16 protein-coding genes are annotated in these 14,621 nt (G+C 66.3%); 4 read left to right on the top strand and 12 right to left on the bottom strand.

The annotated features are described in order from the left end of the window. Positions 1 to 2 precede the first annotated feature (2 nt). The 8 genes from gspN to gspG all read right to left on the bottom strand — a co-directional run bounded on the left by gspN (position 3) and on the right by gspG (position 6,024). Entirely contained in the window at positions 3 to 815 is an 813-nt protein-coding gene (gene gspN, locus AC1Q64_RS09600; protein WP_492251164.1) for a type II secretion system protein N, read from the bottom strand. A 33-nt stretch (positions 816 to 848) separates the two neighbouring features. After that, a complete protein-coding gene (locus tag AC1Q64_RS09595; RefSeq protein ID WP_492251163.1) occupies positions 849 to 1,403 on the bottom strand; it encodes a type II secretion system protein M in 555 nt (184 codons plus the stop codon). Further along, positions 1,400 to 2,686 carry a type II secretion system protein GspL gene (gspL, locus tag AC1Q64_RS09590; protein ID WP_492251162.1) on the bottom strand — a complete coding sequence of 429 codons (1,287 nt, stop codon included), beginning with the start codon at positions 2,684 to 2,686 and terminating at the stop codon, positions 1,400 to 1,402. Before gspL ends, AC1Q64_RS09595 begins: the two co-directional genes overlap by 4 nt. Before the next feature lie 83 nt (positions 2,687 to 2,769). Next, the gene (gene gspK, locus AC1Q64_RS09585) at positions 2,770 to 3,849 is read right to left on the bottom strand and encodes a type II secretion system minor pseudopilin GspK (RefSeq protein ID WP_492251161.1); all 1,080 of its coding nucleotides are present in this window, start codon (positions 3,847 to 3,849) and stop codon (positions 2,770 to 2,772) included. Next, positions 3,846 to 4,607 (bottom strand): PulJ/GspJ family protein, encoded by a 762-nt coding sequence (locus AC1Q64_RS09580; protein ID WP_492251160.1) that lies wholly within the window; start codon positions 4,605 to 4,607, stop codon positions 3,846 to 3,848. Before AC1Q64_RS09580 ends, gspK begins: the two co-directional genes overlap by 4 nt. Further along, positions 4,607 to 4,975, bottom strand: coding sequence for a type II secretion system minor pseudopilin GspI (gspI, locus tag AC1Q64_RS09575; protein WP_492251159.1), 369 nt, complete (start codon positions 4,973 to 4,975; stop codon positions 4,607 to 4,609). Before gspI ends, AC1Q64_RS09580 begins: the two co-directional genes overlap by 1 nt. Positions 4,976 to 4,977: 2 nt before the next feature. Continuing rightward, positions 4,978 to 5,409 (bottom strand): prepilin-type N-terminal cleavage/methylation domain-containing protein, encoded by a 432-nt coding sequence (locus tag AC1Q64_RS09570; protein WP_492251158.1) that lies wholly within the window; start codon positions 5,407 to 5,409, stop codon positions 4,978 to 4,980. A gap of 174 nt (positions 5,410 to 5,583) precedes the next feature. Continuing rightward, positions 5,584 to 6,024 carry a type II secretion system major pseudopilin GspG gene (gene gspG / locus AC1Q64_RS09565; RefSeq protein WP_099731210.1) on the bottom strand — a complete coding sequence of 147 codons (441 nt, stop codon included), beginning with the start codon at positions 6,022 to 6,024 and terminating at the stop codon, positions 5,584 to 5,586. Positions 6,025 to 6,096: 72 nt separating this feature from the next. Here gspG and AC1Q64_RS09560 point away from each other — a divergent pair, with 72 nt between their 5' ends. Continuing rightward, positions 6,097 to 6,546 (top strand): type II secretion system protein N, encoded by a 450-nt coding sequence (locus AC1Q64_RS09560; RefSeq protein ID WP_291439674.1) that lies wholly within the window; start codon positions 6,097 to 6,099, stop codon positions 6,544 to 6,546. A 20-nt stretch (positions 6,547 to 6,566) separates the two neighbouring features. Here AC1Q64_RS09560 and AC1Q64_RS09555 read toward each other — a convergent pair whose 3' ends face one another. The 3 genes from AC1Q64_RS09555 to ilvA all read right to left on the bottom strand — a co-directional run bounded on the left by AC1Q64_RS09555 (position 6,567) and on the right by ilvA (position 9,603). Then, the gene (locus tag AC1Q64_RS09555; protein ID WP_492251157.1) at positions 6,567 to 7,160 is read right to left on the bottom strand and encodes a histidine phosphatase family protein; all 594 of its coding nucleotides are present in this window, start codon (positions 7,158 to 7,160) and stop codon (positions 6,567 to 6,569) included. Further along, positions 7,157 to 7,963 (bottom strand): adenosylcobinamide-GDP ribazoletransferase, encoded by an 807-nt coding sequence (cobS, locus tag AC1Q64_RS09550; RefSeq protein ID WP_492251156.1) that lies wholly within the window; start codon positions 7,961 to 7,963, stop codon positions 7,157 to 7,159. Before cobS ends, AC1Q64_RS09555 begins: the two co-directional genes overlap by 4 nt. 80 nt (positions 7,964 to 8,043) lie before the next feature. Continuing rightward, positions 8,044 to 9,603 (bottom strand): threonine ammonia-lyase, biosynthetic, encoded by a 1,560-nt coding sequence (gene ilvA, locus AC1Q64_RS09545; RefSeq protein ID WP_291439680.1) that lies wholly within the window; start codon positions 9,601 to 9,603, stop codon positions 8,044 to 8,046. A 376-nt stretch (positions 9,604 to 9,979) separates the two neighbouring features. Between ilvA and AC1Q64_RS09540 the strand changes: the two genes are divergently transcribed. Beyond that, the gene (locus AC1Q64_RS09540; protein ID WP_492251155.1) at positions 9,980 to 10,429 is read left to right on the top strand and encodes an OsmC family protein; all 450 of its coding nucleotides are present in this window, start codon (positions 9,980 to 9,982) and stop codon (positions 10,427 to 10,429) included. Positions 10,430 to 10,525: 96 nt separating this feature from the next. On the opposite strand, the gene coq7 is transcribed toward AC1Q64_RS09540, so the two are convergent. After that, on the bottom strand, positions 10,526 to 11,143 hold the full coding sequence (coq7, locus tag AC1Q64_RS09535) for a 2-polyprenyl-3-methyl-6-methoxy-1,4-benzoquinone monooxygenase (protein WP_056646690.1): 618 nt from the start codon (positions 11,141 to 11,143) through the stop codon (positions 10,526 to 10,528). 315 nt (positions 11,144 to 11,458) lie between these two features. On the opposite strand from coq7, the gene AC1Q64_RS09530 reads away from it, so the two are divergent. Then, positions 11,459 to 12,505, top strand: coding sequence for a porin (locus AC1Q64_RS09530; RefSeq protein ID WP_209816156.1), 1,047 nt, complete (start codon positions 11,459 to 11,461; stop codon positions 12,503 to 12,505). Between the two features lie 518 nt (positions 12,506 to 13,023). Further along, on the top strand, positions 13,024 to 14,604 hold the full coding sequence (locus AC1Q64_RS09525) for an ABC transporter substrate-binding protein (RefSeq protein WP_492251154.1): 1,581 nt from the start codon (positions 13,024 to 13,026) through the stop codon (positions 14,602 to 14,604). The last annotated feature ends 17 nt before the right edge of the window (positions 14,605 to 14,621 follow it).

The following is a 14,621-nucleotide window of genomic DNA, read 5'->3' as shown; positions in this document are numbered from 1 at the left end:
ACTTAACCCACGGTGATGATGGAGCGCGCGCCGTTGCGCCGTCCGATGATGTTCAGAAGATTGGACAGTGCGGCTTCCCGTTCGGGGACGGCGCTGGCCTCGCCCGCAAAGCGCAGGCGGTTGCCCACCCACTGGCCGCTGCCGCTCAGTTGCAAGGCCCCGTCGAGGGTGCTGAGGGCGAGCGTGGGCACTTCGCCGCCCTGCAGCACCAGCCGGTAGCTGCCCATGGGGCGCAGCGTGGACAGGCGCGAGGACATGGCCCGCGCATCCAGCTGGGCCTGGCCCGACAGCACCATGCGGCCAGCGGCCCATTGCAGGGCCAGGTCGCGCGTCTGCAGGGCCAGCTGGCCCTGCGGTTGCAGCGTGTTCCAGGGGGTGCCCAGGCCCGTTAGCAGGGCGGCGGGCCACTGACTCTGGCCGTCGGCTACTTTGACCTGCAGGCCTGCCCAGCGTGCGTGCACCTGGGCCCGCAGGGGCTCGGGGGTGCAGCAGCCCGCTTGCAGCTGGGCGCGCAGGCCGTCCCAGGTGGGGCGCAGTTGCCAATCCACCCGGCCAGGCAGAGCGGCGCTGTCCTTGCTGGCCTGGCCGCCGGTCAGCACCAGTTGGGCCGAGCCGGTCCACACCGTGCCACGTGGCTGTAGCAACAACACCTGCCCTTGGGTAGCGCTTGCCACGCCACCTGCCAGCCAGTGCGCGGGCGCAAAGGCCGCCACGGCGGGCAGCACGCCGACCAGCGCACCGGCCCATGCCCAGCCCCACGCCGTGCGGGGGGCGGAGCGGGGGGCAGGACGTGTCGGACGGAGGTTGCGGGCCACGGGGGGAATGTGTTGTTCAGGTGAGTCCGCGGGTCAGCGGGCCGGGGCGGCGGGCAGGGCCAGCACCACGGTGCCGTCCCATCGGGGCATGGCTACGGGTGGGCTGCCCAGGGTGACGGGCGCATTGCCGGGGGGGGGCGTAGCCGCGGGGGCTGCGCTGCGGGTCAGCCGCGCTTCCAGTGGCGTGGCGCGGGCATTGCTGCGGGCCTGGGCCAGCCACTGGGCCAGTGCGTCGGCCGATGCGCCTTTGAGCGTGACCGTGGCGCGGTCGCCCGCCACGTTGAGCTGTGCCGTGTTGCCCAGGCGCTGCGTGAGGGCGGTGCGCAGCGCACCCACGGCATCGCCGGGGCTGGTGGCGGGTGTGGCCTGCAGTTGCTGGGCCTCGGCCTGCAGGCTTTGCATGCGCTGCAGCTGGGCGTCGAGTGCGGCGTGCCGCGCGGGCGCGGCGCGCAAGGTGCCGAGTGCGGGGGCGACGGCCACCCACCACAGCAGGGCCAGCGCCACCACCGTGCCGGCGGCCAGCACCAGGTTCTGCTCGCGGGGCGCCAGGGCTTTCCAGCGGTCCTGGAGTGCGGAGGTTTGGGTCATGGGCTCACCTCGGTGCGCAGCAACAGGCTGCCATCGTCCATGCGGGCGCGGTAGCCGGCGGCTTGCAGGCGGCCAGACACCACAGATTCTTCATCGGGCGCCAGGGTCACGCCGCGCAGGCGCAGCTCGCCGGGCGTGTATTCGATGCTGCTGGGCAGGCGGCCATCGGGCAAGGCCGCACCGGCTGCTGCCAGCAGGGGCTCCAGGTCGCGCTGCGAGACACTGCCGGCAGCCTGCCGCAGCTGGGCGAGCTCCCGCTCCATCTGCACCGGCGCATCGACCACCACCTGCACTTTGGGGAAGGTCTGGGTCAGGGTGTTGCGTACGCTGGCCTGCTTGGCAGTCAGTGCCTGCCGTTCTTGCCAGGCCCAGGCATTGAGCCCCACCAGGTGCGCCACCACCAGCACGCCCGCGCCCCAGCGGGCTGCACGCCACTGCGGGGCATACAGCGCCGCGCTCAGCGCGCTGCCCACTTTGCGCAGCGCGCGGGTGCTGCTGGTGCTGGACAGGTCGAACTGCGCCAGGTCCCAGTCGCTGCGGGCGGCATCGAGCGCGCGCTGGCTGGTGGTGTGCAGGGCAATGCGTTGGCCTTGCGGGCCCAGGGTGCGTTCGGCCAGCGCAGCCACGGCGGGCTCGGCGCGGACCATGAGGGCTGGTTCGTCGCCGCTGTCGGCGGTCGGCAAGGCGGCGCGTGCCAGGGTCAGGGCCATGGGGGTCAGCGGCAGCACCGCCACGCCTTGGTCGGCGCCATGGCCGGTCAGCACCACGTAGGCTTCCTCGGGCGTGCCCAGGGCACACAGCTCGGGCTGGCCGCTGGCCGTGGGGCCGGGCGCAAATTCGGGCACCACGCGGGCCACGCGGCGGCCTGCGGCCTCCAGCGCCTGCAGGTGTTCGCGCAGCCAGGCGCGGTCGCACACGGCCACCCACACCGGCTCGCCAGCCTGCGCACGACTTTGTGCGCCGGGTTGCAGCGCAAAGTGCAGCTGGCTGGCATCGTCCAGCACGCGGTCTTCCAGCAGGCCTTCCAGCACCGAGCGCAGCCGGGGCGTCTGCTGGCCGGCGCCCAGCGGCACACCGGCCGGAATGGTCACGCGCTGCCACGACAGCGCCCGTGCGGGCACCACGGCCACGACCTCGCCGCCGGGGCGGGTGGGCTCGGGCAGCAGGGCTGCGGGTGCGGTGGCGTGCTGGAGGGCGGAATGGCCGTCAGCCGTGAGCGTGTAGGCGTACTCGGAGGCGGGTCCCGGGCGGGCCGGCGGCAGGAAAAGGATCAGGGTGCTCATGGGCGGGTTTTGCGGGCCATTTTAGGGGGCGGGCGTGACGCAGCGGCGGTGTGGGTGGGTGCAGTGTGAGGGTTGTTACACCCTCAGCGCTGTGCCCCGGGCAGCAGTTGCGTGGTTTCCCGGTCGAAGGCGCCGCGTTCGCGCCACAGTGTGGTCACGTCGATGCCCTGTTTGCGCACCAAAGAGCGCTCGTCCACCATCGCATCGCCGAGCCGCAGGCGGCCCCGCACTTCAAAGTACGACGAGGCCACGGCGTGGGCACTTTCGTTGATGTCGATGCTGGCGCCCACCAGGTCGCGCACGTCGCTGAGGGTGCGGAAGTGCCGCGCCTCGCGGGTCTGCACGATCTTCTGGGCCGTGGCGCTGTCCAGCCCGTCGATGGCGGCCATGAGCACGTTGATGTCGGCGGTGTTCAGGTTGACCGGGGTGCGCACGGGCAGCAGCGTCACATGGGGGGCGAGCGCCGCCACCGTGGCCGGGGTCAGGCCCAGCCACCCCAGCTGGGTCACGCTGGGCGGTAGCAGGGGGGCGGAACCACTGTCGGCGCCCGCACCCGCCTGCGCCCGGCGCAGGCCGTCGATCAGCACGCTCAGCTGCTGTCCGGGCAGGCCCAGGCGCTCGAACAATCGGGTGAACTGCCGCAGCGCCACGGCCTGCACCTGCCCGCCCTCCGCGAGGTTGGTGATGTTCAGGCGGCCCTGCAGGTCGGTGATCTGGCCCGACAAGAAGGCCTCGGTGGTGTCGGTGCTGGCGTCGTCCACCTGGGTCACGTTCTTGTCGGCCGCAAGGAAGGTGGACAGCCGGGCCTCCTGCAGAGGGATGGCCCAGGGCTCGGCCAAGTGGTCGGCCCCGCCCGAGCGCCCATCCTCGCGCAGGATCAGCCGCGACCAGTCGAGTGCGCCGATCAAGATCCAGGTGGACTGCACGCGGCCGCGCTCGGCCGTCTCGACCTCCACCGCGCGCCACTGTTGCCACATTGCGGCGGCGGCAAATGTGGCGACCAGCGTGACGGTGAGCATGGCGGCGAGCAGCGCGGCACCGCGCGCCCTGTGCCTGTGCAATGGGCGCTGCCACAGCGAATGCCATCGTGGAGCTGGCTTTGCCAGGCCACGGGTGGCGTCCCCCTGGGGGGATGCGGCGCAGCCGCTCAGGGGGGTACTCACGATCTGCCTCCGCCCAGCACCGGGTTGACCCAGTCACGCGTCAGCTGGCCTGCCAGCGCCTGGCCCGGGGGCAGGGTGATCTGCAGGCGGATGCCGTCCGGAATGGCCGAGGTGCTGTCGCCCGACGGGGTGCCCGTGCTCGACTGCGGGTTGGACCACGCGCCGCCCCGGTAGTAGAAGATCTGCCAGCTGTCGAGCGGCAGCAGCGTCACCTCGTAGCGCCGCTCGGCGTCGCCCGGCGTACGCGCCCACTGGGCGGCCTGCTCCCAGGCCTGCCGCCAGTCGGCGCGGGTGCGCACCGGCGGCGACTGCCAGCGCAGCCACTGGCCCACGCCCTGGTTGTTATTGCGGCGGGTCCAGGCCACCACCAGCGCACCCTCGTCGGGCACGGCGCTGCTGCGGCGGGTGAGGCGCAGCACCTGGCCGTCCCAGTCCAGGGGTGTGGTGTTGGCAACGGGCATCAGGGCGTCCAGGTCCGTACCCCACTGGCCCAGCGCGGCCTGCAGCACCAGCATCTCGTCCGCCCGCTGGCGTGTGGACTCCTGCGCCCGCACCATGCCATCAAGCCCGCGCCAGCTCAGGATGGCAATCAACGCCATCACGCTGATGGCGACTAGCAGCTCAATGAGCGTGAAGCCGCGCGGGACCTTCGAAACTGGCGCGACGCGAGGCCAGCGCACCCGTGGAACTGGCTCTGCCAGGCCACCGGGTGCGTCCCCCTCACGGGGGGAAGGCGCGAAGCGACTCAGGGGGGGCATTAATACCTTCCAATGATGGTGGAGAGGCGCAGGATGGAGTTGTCTCCGTCCAGCACCTGCGCATCGATGCGCCGAAAACTCGGGTTGGGCGTGGGCCGCACGATGGTCACCACCTGCAGCTGGCGCCCGGCCTGCTCGCAGGTCAGGTTGCTGTCACCCACACTGGGCATCTGGCGCGAGAGCCGGGCCTTGACCAGCTCGTTCTCCGCGCAAAGCTGCGCGAGCACGATGTCGGACTGCCGCAGGGCGTTGCGCGTGAGCGCCGTCGTGGCCTGCAGCCCCGCCATGAGGGCGATGGCCACAATGGCCAGCGCCACCAGCACTTCCACCAGCGTGAAACCCCGGTGGCCGATGAGAGGGCGGTGCATCCTCACTGCACCGCATCCACGGAAAACGGGCGCACACCGTCGGTGGCAATGCGCAGGGAGCGGTCGGGGGAGGACTGGTGGGTGATCAGCACCTGCTGCGGGCCGATCAAGGGCTCGGGGCCCAGTAGCAGCACTGCCGGCCCGCGCACCACGGTGCCGGGGTCCAGCCACTGGTTGGGCAGAGCGGCCTGCGCGCTGCGCGGCAGCCCCTCAAAACGGAAGCCCCCCGGCAGCGCGCGCCAGCGCACCGGGATGCCCCCGGCGCGCGACTGGGCACGCGCGGATTCGAGCAGCGCCGCCAGCCGTGCGGCTTCCCGCTCCAGCTGCGTCTGTCCGCCGTCGCGCATCGCCAGCCCCACGCCCGCCGTGGCCAGCGCCATGATGCTGATGACCACCAGCAGTTCCAGGAGGGTGAATCCGCGCGAGCGATTCATGGACTTGCGCGATGTGAGGTTGCAACGATCGCGGTGTATCCACACGGCATACGGCCGCAGCGCCGGGCCGCCCCAAGCAAGGCCCGGCCCCATGCACCAGCGAAGCGCAGGGCGAGCCTGCTGCGGGGGGCAGGGAGTGACACGCCAGCGCACGACCGTGGGGACCACATCTCTTTACTGCCAGCTGCCAATATCGGCGTCCTTGCCTTCGCCGCCCGACTGACCATCGGCGCCAAACGACATCACGTCGATCTCGCCCTTAATGCCGGGGTTGAGGTATTGGTAAGGGCGGCCCCAGGGGTCGTTGGGCAGCTTTTCCAGGTACAGCTTCCAGTTGCCGGGTACGGGGCCCGCAGTGGGCTTGATGACCAGCGACTGCAGGCCCTGCTCGGCCGTGGGGTAGCGCTGGTTGTCCAGGCGGTAGAGCTTGAGCGCCTGCATGATGTTGGTGATGTCGGTGCGGGCGGCCGTCACGCGGGCATCGTCGGCACGTTCGAGCACGTTGGGCACGATCAGCGCGGCCAGCACGCCGATGATCACCAGAACCACCATCAGCTCGATGAGGGTGAAACCACGGGCCACGGACTTGGCAACGCGGCGGGGGGCGGAACGCACGAGGAGGGAGAAAGAAGTGTTCACTGCTGGCGGTCTCTCGGATGGTCGAATCGCGTGAATCATAATCCCCGCATGGTGACCAATACGTACAGCAAATGGGGCGTCCGCCTGGGGACTCTGGTGCTCTGGGCAGCAGCCGGTGCCAGTGTGGTCTATTGGGGGCTGCGCCTATCGGCGCCCTCGGCAGTGTCCACGGCCCCGGCCGTGGCTCCGGGCCCCGTGGCCATGGATGCGCAGGCCCTGGCGCGTTTGCTGGGCGCGGCGCCTGCAGCCCCTGGTGTGGCAGCGCCGGTGGCACCCACCGCGAGCCGGTTCACGCTGATCGGGGTGCTGTCGGGGCGCAGCAGTGGCGGCGGTGCGGCACTGATTGCCGTGGACGGCAAGCCCGCCAAGCCCTTCCGCGTGGGCGCTGCGGTGGACGAAGGCCTGGTGTTGCAGGCCCTGGGCCCCCGCCAGGCGCAACTGGGGACCAGCATGGGTGGGCCCGCCACGGTGACGCTGGACATGCCGCTCAAGAACTGAGCACCTGTCAGCCTACAGCTTCAGGCCAACTGCCTGATTTCCCAATCCCCCCAGCCCGGCGCCGCCACCGGCCAGTCGTCTGAGCGGGGCAGGGCGCTCTCACCCCGCTCCTGTAACCAGGCCACGCAGCGTGCCACGCCGGCGTGGGTGATCCACACCACATCCCCCGCGCCCTGTTCGGTGCGCCACGCCTGGGCGGTCTGCAGGGCTGCTGCCACGCGGTGCAGCATGTGGGCCAGGCTTTCGCCCCCGCCGGGTGCGTGGGTGGCGAACCCGGCCACCCAGGTGTCGATGGCACTTTTGCCGATGGCGTCCCAGGTTAGCCCTTCCCAGCGGCCAAAGTCCATCTCGCGCAGCCGGGCGTCGGGGGTCAAGGTCAAATCGGGTCTGAGCGCTTTTAAATCAAGCGCCAGCAGCTCACATCTTTGTAGCGTGGAATGCGCCGCGAGGGCTCCAGCGGGCAGGGCTGTTGCCAGGCGCTCTGCCGCAGCGCGGGTGGCCTGCGCGTCGGCCGGCACGTCCAAAGCGCCGTAGCAGGTGCCCGGGGCAACCATCGGGGCTGCATGGCGCACCAGCCACAGGCGGCTGCTGGTGGCAGCAGGGGGGGGCGTCATAGCCATCGCAGTGCGATGGCCACGCCCAGGTAGAAACCGATTTCGCTCACCTGCTGCGTGGCGCCCAGGCAGTCGCCGGTGAAGCCTTGCAGCCTTCGGGCGAACCAGCGCGCCATCCAGCCCGCGCAGAGCGCGCTGAGAGCGATGGGTGCTACCAAAAAGAGAGCTGATTGGGCATATCCGACTAGCGCAAGGGGCGGAAAACACCATAAAAACGCCGCAACCAGTGCCTGGCCGGAGATCTGGTCGGCCAGCGGCTTGCTTTTGGAGCGCGCCGTATCACCCACATGCGGCAGGCTGCGCACGATGAGCAGGGGCCAAAAGCGCGACAACACGTGCGCGCCGACCAGGGCCGCGAGTGCCACCGGCAGGCTGTGCGCCCCCAGCAGCGCCAACAGGCTGAGCTTGGCCAGCAACGCCAGCACCAGCGCCATGGCCCCGAAGGCGCCAATGCGCGAGTCCTTCATGATGTCCAGCGCACGCTCGCGGTCGTAGCTGCCGCCCAGGCCGTCGGCCACGTCGGCCAGACCGTCTTCATGAAAACCACCGGTCATCAGCACCGTGGCGATGGTGCAGAACACCGCCGCCACAGCCGGGGCCAGCGGGTTGGGTGCCAGTGCCCAGTGCAGCGCGGCATACACGGCTGTGGACAGCAGCGCCGCCAGCCAGCCAATGCCCGGAAAGTGCGCCGCGCTGGCCCGCAGCATGGCGGGGCTGTAGCCCACCCAGTTCGCCAGCCGCCCGGTGACCGGAATGCGGGTGAAGAACTGCACGGCCAGCAGGTAGTGGCGCAGGGCTTGCATGATGGGCTTCAGTGGCTCGATACTTCTTTTTTGATAGCTGTCAAGGCTTGTTCAACCAGCGCTTGCAGCCATTTTTGGCATTATTTGGAGCGCAGGAACAGCCGGTAGGCCGGGTTCAGCGTTTCTTCCACACAGGGGTAGCCCAGCGTGGCCAGGAAGGCGTCGAAGGCTGCCTTGTCCTCGGGCGGCACCTGCATGCCCACCAGGATGCGGCCATAGTCCGCGCCCTGGTTGCGGTAGTGGAAGAGGCTGATGTTCCAGGTCGGCTGCATCAGGCTCAGGAACTTGAGCAGCGCGCCAGGCCGCTCGGGGAAGGTAAAGCGCATCAGGCGCTCGTCCTGTGCCAGCGCCGAGTGGCCGCCCACCAGGTGGCGCAGGTGCTCCTTGGCCAGCTCGTCGTGGGTCAGGTCCAGCGCCTCGAAGCCGTGGCGGTTGAAGTTCTTGGCGATCTTTTCCGATTCGCCTTTGCCGTTAGTGGTCAGGCCGACAAACACATGGGCGCGGGCGGCGTCGCTGATGCGGTAGTTGAATTCGGTCACGTTGCGCGGGCCGCCTGGCAGGCCGCCGACCACCTCGCAGAAGCGGCGGAAGCTGCCGCGCTCTTCCGGAATGGTGACAGCGAGCAGCGCCTCACGCTCCTCGCCCACTTCGGCACGCTCGGCCACAAAGCGCAGGCGGTCGAAGTTCATGTTGGCGCCGCACAGGATGGCGGCGTAGGTCTCGCCCTTGGTCTTGTGCGTGGCCACGTATTGCTTGATGGCTGCCACAGCCAAGGCTCCTGCGGGCTCGACGATGCTGCGCGTGTCCACAAAGATGTCCTTGATGGCGGCGCAGACGGCGTCGGTATCGACGGTGATGTAGTCATCCACCAGGCCCTGCGCCACGCGGAAGGTTTCCTCGCCCACCAGCTTCACAGCCGTGCCGTCGGAGAACAGGCCCACATCGGCCAGCGTCACGCGCTCATGGGCCTGCACCGACTGGATCATGGCGTCCGAGTCGTTCATCTGCACCCCGATCACCTTGATCTCGGGGCGCACGGCCTTGATGTAGTTGGCCACACCCGAGATGAGTCCGCCGCCGCCAATGGCCACGAACACGGCATCGAGCTGGTTGCTGCCCAGGCTTTGCAACTGGCGCAGGATTTCCATGGCGATGGTGCCCTGGCCGGCGATCACGTCCGGGTCGTCGAACGGATGCACGAAGGTCAGGCCCTGTTCCTTTTCCAGCTGGACGGAATGGCCGTAGGCGTCGGAATAGCTCTCGCCAAACAGCACGACCTCGCCACCGAGCGTCTTCACGGCATCAATCTTGAGCTGCGGCGTGGTGGTGGGCATCACGATCACGGCGCGCGTGCCCAGTCGGTGGGCGCTCATGGCCACGCCCTGGGCGTGGTTGCCGGCCGAGGCGCAGATCACGCCGCGCTGCAGCTGCTCGGGCGTGAGGTGCGCCATCTTGTTGTAGGCGCCCCGCAACTTGAAGCTGAACACGGGCTGCTGGTCTTCGCGCTTCAAGAGCACTTTGTTGTGCAGGCGGCGGCTGAGGTTCTTGGCGGGCTCCAGCGCCGACTCCACCGCCACGTCGTACACGCGGGCAGTCAGGATTTTCTTGAGGTAGTCGGCGGGGGTGAGGTGCTGGGTCATGGCAGGTGCAGGAGGAGAGCCCCACCGGCGCAGGGCGGCGGGCGGGGGCCCACATCATAGGGCGTCGCCTTGGTAAGAGGCCGAGGCATCCGGGACGGCAGCCTGCCGTGGGACGGTGCGAGCGGGCAAAAAAAAGCCCCGGGCCGTGAGGCCTGGGGCTAATCCATCCTTTGAGGAGATGGAGGAGACAATCGGTGCGAGGCAAGTGCCGTATTCCGGCTTCTTGCCGCCTGCCGGTTCCTTTCTGTTCGAAAGCGGCAGCGCATGGGCGAAGTTTAGCGCGAGTCTTGTTGCGATGCAGCAAAATTCGCATCAAATTCTTTTCGTTTCGGTTTTCCGTGCGAAAAAAACCACGTGTCACACAGGAGGAACACAAATGGAATGCACAGTCAGTTGGACCGGCGGGGCGGGAGCCCGTTCTGGCATGGGTTTTGTGGCCGAAACCGGCAGCGGCCATGTCCTGACCATGGACGGTGCCCCCGATGCCGCCAACCCGGCCAACGGAGGCCAGAACCTCGCGCCCCGACCCATGGAGACCGTGCTGGCGGGCACGGGCGGGTGCACCGCCTATGACGTGGTGCTGATCCTCAAGCGGGGCCGCCACGACGTGCGTGGCTGCAGCGTCAAGTTGACGACGGAACGCGCCCAGACCGACCCCAAGGTGTTCACCAAGATCCACATGCACTTCACCGTCACGGGCAAGGGCATTCCCCCGGCCGCCGTGGAGCGCGCGATTGCCATGAGCCATGACAAGTACTGCTCGGCCAGCATCATGCTGGGCAAGACGGCCGAAATCACCACCGGCTTCGAAGTGCTGGAGGCCTGAGGGGGCGGCGTGTAGTGGTCTGGACTGCCAAGCTGAGCGGGTTGCGGCGCGTATGTTTTTTGGTGCGCCCGCTGCCTGCGTGAGCCAGCTTGGGGTTCAGAGATAGTGCGCCGTGGTGGTCATGACCTTCGCGGCGCCTTTCATGGCAAGGCGCACCGGGGCGGGCAATTCCAGTGCACCGGCGGCGCGGGCCTGGTCTGCGTGCCGCTCCTCGTCTTGCTTCATCCGGGCGACCACGGCCCTTGATGCCTGGTCTTGCTCGGGAAGCCTGTCGAGGTGGCTTTGCAGATGCGCGGCCACCTGGGTTTCCGTCTCCACCACAAACCCCAGGTTGGCCCGGTCGCTGACCTTGGCCGCCACCAGCCCGAGCGCAAAAGCCCCTGCGAACCACAGAGGGTTGAGCAGGCTGGGGCGTGCGCCCAGTGCGTCCAGGCGCTGTTGTGTCCATGCCAAATGGTCGGTCTCTTCGCGCGCCGCTGCCTGCAGGTGGTCCCGCAGGGCGGGGTCACGGGTGACGGCCGCCTGCGCACTGTAGAGTGCCTGGGCGCACACTTCCCCCACATGATTCACGCGCATCAGGGCTCCCGCCAGCTTTTTCTGCGCAGGATCCAGCGACGCCTCGGGCACGCCGTGTGCCGGTGTCTGTTCGGAAGCGCGGGGTTGGGCAAACAGTGTGCGCAGCGCGTTGTCTGCGGCAGTCAAAAAAGCGTCCATGGAAAGCTCTCGGATGGCAATGGCGTCGAAACACAAATTGCACTTGGATACAAAAAACCGCAAGGCAAGGCACAGGAGTTGCATGCAGCAATCGTGATTTTGCCCGTGCGCACTGAAATGTTGCAACACTGCAACGAATTTCCCCTTTCGGGGCGATTGTGGGTGAATTCCTTTGCGAAACCCGGCCGGGTCTGGTGCAATAAGAGCAACTTCCCCACCAGGAGGTTGGCCCGGGAAACCGGCGGGACTGTGCAGGTGCTTTCACCATAGACCCCCCGTACCGGAGCCCGATGTTTAACCTTGGAGTAACTCGCAATGAAAAAATCCCTGATTGCCCTGGCTGTGCTGGCTGCTTCCGGCGCTGCAATGGCTCAATCTTCCGTGACCCTGTTCGGCGTGGTTGACGCAACCTACGCTTACGGTTCCGGCAGCGTCTCTAACAAGTCGCAACTGACGAACTCCGGCTATAACAGCAGCCGTCTGGGTTTCCGCGGCGTTGAAGACCTGGGTGGCGGCATGTCCGCTTCGTTCTGGCTCGAAGCCGGTCTGAACAACGACAACGGCACCGGCGGCGTTACCAACACCAACAACCAAGCAGCTACCAGCACTGGCGGCGGCCTGACTTTCAACCGTCGTTCGACGGTTAGCCTGAACGGCGGCTTCGGTGAAGTGCGTCTGGGCCGTGACTACACCCCCCAATTCTGGAACCTGACCGTGTTCGATCCGTTCGGCACGAACGGCGTGGGCACCACCCAAACCCTGAACTCCAGCCTGGGCGGCCCTACCACCATCCGCGCTTCGAACTCCATCGGCTACTTCCTGCCTGGCAACCTGGGTGGTTTCTATGGCCAAGCCCAGTACTACATGGGTGAGAACAACAGCAACGCCGCCAACAAGAAGGACGGCAACGGCCTGGCACTGCGCGCTGGTTACGCTAACGGCCCCATCAACGCCGCTATCGCCTTCTCCGAAACCAAGTTCCTGACGGGCAACATCAAGGCTGTGAACCTGGGCGGTCAATACGACCTGGGCGTGGCCAAGATCATGGCTCACTACAACCAAGACAAGATCAGCGGCGGCAACGACGGCAAGGGCTTCCTGATCGGTGGTCTGGTTCCCGTGGGCGCTGGCGAAGTTCGTCTGGCTTACTCTACCTACAAGATCGACACCGTTGGTGCTGATCCCCGTACGAACAAGCTGGCTCTGGGCTATGTGCACAACCTGTCCAAGCGCACGGCTCTGTACGCAACGTACGCTCACCTGACCAACAAGAACGGCGCTGCACAAGCTCTGAACGGCGCTGTGACTGGTGTGAACAGCAACTCCAACGGCTACGACTTCGGTATCCGTCACAGCTTCTAATATCGTCAGCTGGCTTTGGCCAGTTGTTGATACAAAAGCTTAAAAGCCGCCTTCGGGCGGCTTTTTTCATTTCTCAGGTCCTTCAAAAGGGAGTTTGCTGTCCATGAAAGGCTCCTGGTTCGTGCGTTTAGGTCGATCCAAATCGACTTCGTACTCCACGTGCCAAGCTGAGTCGCATGTGGGGTGACCCGTTCACTGTGGCGATACATTTCCGAGTGCCGAGTGCCGCTTGTGGCGACCACGGTCTCAAAGAGGTGACGCATAGGCACCAAGAAACTCCTGCTCTTGATGGCCAAGGTTGCTTGGTTCGGCGCCTGGGTTGTCGCTGCGAAGGAGCGGCCCATGTGAGTACAAATGGGCGTGCCCAAAAAGTGAAGTTTTAGCTGGCACCAACCTTGCATTAGGAATGCGTTGCCAGCGCAGTTATAGGCCCTTCATGGCATCGGGGATTCAGGGATTTCCCGTTGGCTATAGAGCAACCTTTACTGCATAGTAAAACTTTTAATCAAGAGGGTTCCATGAAACTCAACCACAGTCTTTTGTCGGTGGCTGCGGCCGTCGCGCTGCTGTTTGCGCCATCACTGCAGGCCAAGCCCTTCAAATGGGCCAGCCAAGGAGAAATTGCAACCTGGGACATTCACTCCCAGAACAACGCGTTGCAAAACGGCCTTCATGCCAACGTGTATGAAAGCCTGGTGTACTACAACAGCAAGACGTTTGATGTGGAGCCTGTGCTGGCAACAGCTTGGAAGGAGATCAGCCCCACGCAGGTGCGCTTTACGCTGCGCCAGGGCGTCAAGTTCCATGATGGTTCGCCGCTGACCACTGACGATGCGGTGTACTCGATCCAGCGGGCCATGGCCAAAACGTCCAACTTCACCCCCTACGTACAGGGCATCAGCAAAGTGGTGAAGGTGGATGCCCAAAACTTCGACGTCATCCTGTCTTCGCCCAACCCGGTGCTGCTGCGTCAGATGACTGAGTTGCGCATCATGAGCAAGGCCTGGGCAGAGAAGAACAAGTCGGTGGAGCCCAAAGACATCAAGGGCACCGACGAAAACTTTGCCCACCGCAATGCCATGGGCACTGGGCCTTACACGCTCGAGTCTTGGCAGCCTGATGTGAAGATGGTGTTCAAGCGCAACCCCAACTGGTGGGGAAAGATGGACGGTAACGTGACCGAGATCGTCTACACGCCCATCAAGTCCGCAGCCACACGCATTGCAGCGCTGCTGTCGGGTGAGGTGGACCTGGTGCTCGACCCGTCGCCTCAGGATTTGGGCCGTCTGCGCGCCAGCCCTGACCTGAAGGTGATTGACGGGGTGGAGAACCGCACGATTTTTCTGGGCATGGACCAGTTCCGCGAAGAGTTGCCGGGGTCGAACATCAAGGGCAAGAACCCGCTCAAAGATGTGCGTGTGCGCAAGGCCTTGTACCAGGCGATTGATGCTGAGACGATCTCGCGCAACATCATGCGCGGCTTGGGCAAGCCCACTGGCACCATCGTGGCACCACAAGTGGCCGGTTACACCGAGGCCGTGGGCAAGCGCTTCCCGTACAGCGTGGATGCTTCCAAGAAGCTGCTGGCAGAGGCGGGTTACCCGGATGGTTTTGAAGTGGATTTCGCTTGCCCCAACAACCGCTACATCAATGACGAAGCCATCTGCCAGGCCGTGACTGCGATGTGGGCGCGCGTGGGCGTGAAGGCCAAGCTGCGCACGCTGCCACTCGTCAATTACTTCCCGATGATCCAGCGCTACGAAGCCAGTATCTACATGCTGGGCTGGGGCGTCCCGACATTTGACGCGCTGTACAGCCTGCAATCGCTGGTGCGTACCGTCGGCCAGGGCGGTGATGGCAACTACAACGTGGGCCGCTACAGCAACCAGCGCATGGACTATCTGGTAGATCGCATCAAGGCCGAGACCGATGCACCAGTGCGCGCTCGCATGCTGACCGAGGCGCTGCAACTGTCCAATGACACCGTGTCCCACATTCCGCTGCATGACCAGGTGATCCCATGGGCCATGAAGAAGAATATTGAGCTGGTGCACCGTGCAGATAACCGCGTGGATATGCGCACGGTCAAGGTGAACTGATTTATTCTTGACACACT

The organism is Acidovorax sp. GW835-FHT14G06, from assembly GCF_058793595.1.
The sequence above is the reverse complement of the archived record's forward strand: the minus strand, read 5'-3'. Positions and strand labels throughout refer to the sequence as shown.

Bases quoted from the DNA above. Each gene is read 5' to 3' on its own strand.
- AC1Q64_RS09570 (WP_492251158.1), bottom strand. From the start codon at position 5,409: ATGAATCGCTCGCGCGGATTCACCCTCCTGGAACTGCTGGTGGTCATC.
- ilvA (WP_291439680.1), bottom strand. From the start codon at position 9,603: ATGACCCAGCACCTCACCCCCGCCGACTACCTCAAGAAAATCCTGACT.
- AC1Q64_RS09580 (WP_492251160.1), bottom strand. From the start codon at position 4,607: ATGCCCCCCCTGAGTCGCTTCGCGCCTTCCCCCCGTGAGGGGGACGCA.
- coq7 (WP_056646690.1), bottom strand. From the start codon at position 11,143: ATGGACGCTTTTTTGACTGCCGCAGACAACGCGCTGCGCACACTGTTT.
- AC1Q64_RS09560 (WP_291439674.1), top strand. From the start codon at position 6,097: ATGGTGACCAATACGTACAGCAAATGGGGCGTCCGCCTGGGGACTCTG.
- gspL (WP_492251162.1), bottom strand. From the start codon at position 2,686: ATGAGCACCCTGATCCTTTTCCTGCCGCCGGCCCGCCCGGGACCCGCC.
- AC1Q64_RS09555 (WP_492251157.1), bottom strand. From the start codon at position 7,160: ATGACGCCCCCCCCTGCTGCCACCAGCAGCCGCCTGTGGCTGGTGCGC.
- cobS (WP_492251156.1), bottom strand. From the start codon at position 7,963: ATGCAAGCCCTGCGCCACTACCTGCTGGCCGTGCAGTTCTTCACCCGC.
- AC1Q64_RS09530 (WP_209816156.1), top strand. From the start codon at position 11,459: ATGAAAAAATCCCTGATTGCCCTGGCTGTGCTGGCTGCTTCCGGCGCT.
- AC1Q64_RS09540 (WP_492251155.1), top strand. From the start codon at position 9,980: ATGGAATGCACAGTCAGTTGGACCGGCGGGGCGGGAGCCCGTTCTGGC.
- gspI (WP_492251159.1), bottom strand. From the start codon at position 4,975: ATGCACCGCCCTCTCATCGGCCACCGGGGTTTCACGCTGGTGGAAGTG.
- AC1Q64_RS09525 (WP_492251154.1), top strand. From the start codon at position 13,024: ATGAAACTCAACCACAGTCTTTTGTCGGTGGCTGCGGCCGTCGCGCTG.
- AC1Q64_RS09595 (WP_492251163.1), bottom strand. From the start codon at position 1,403: ATGACCCAAACCTCCGCACTCCAGGACCGCTGGAAAGCCCTGGCGCCC.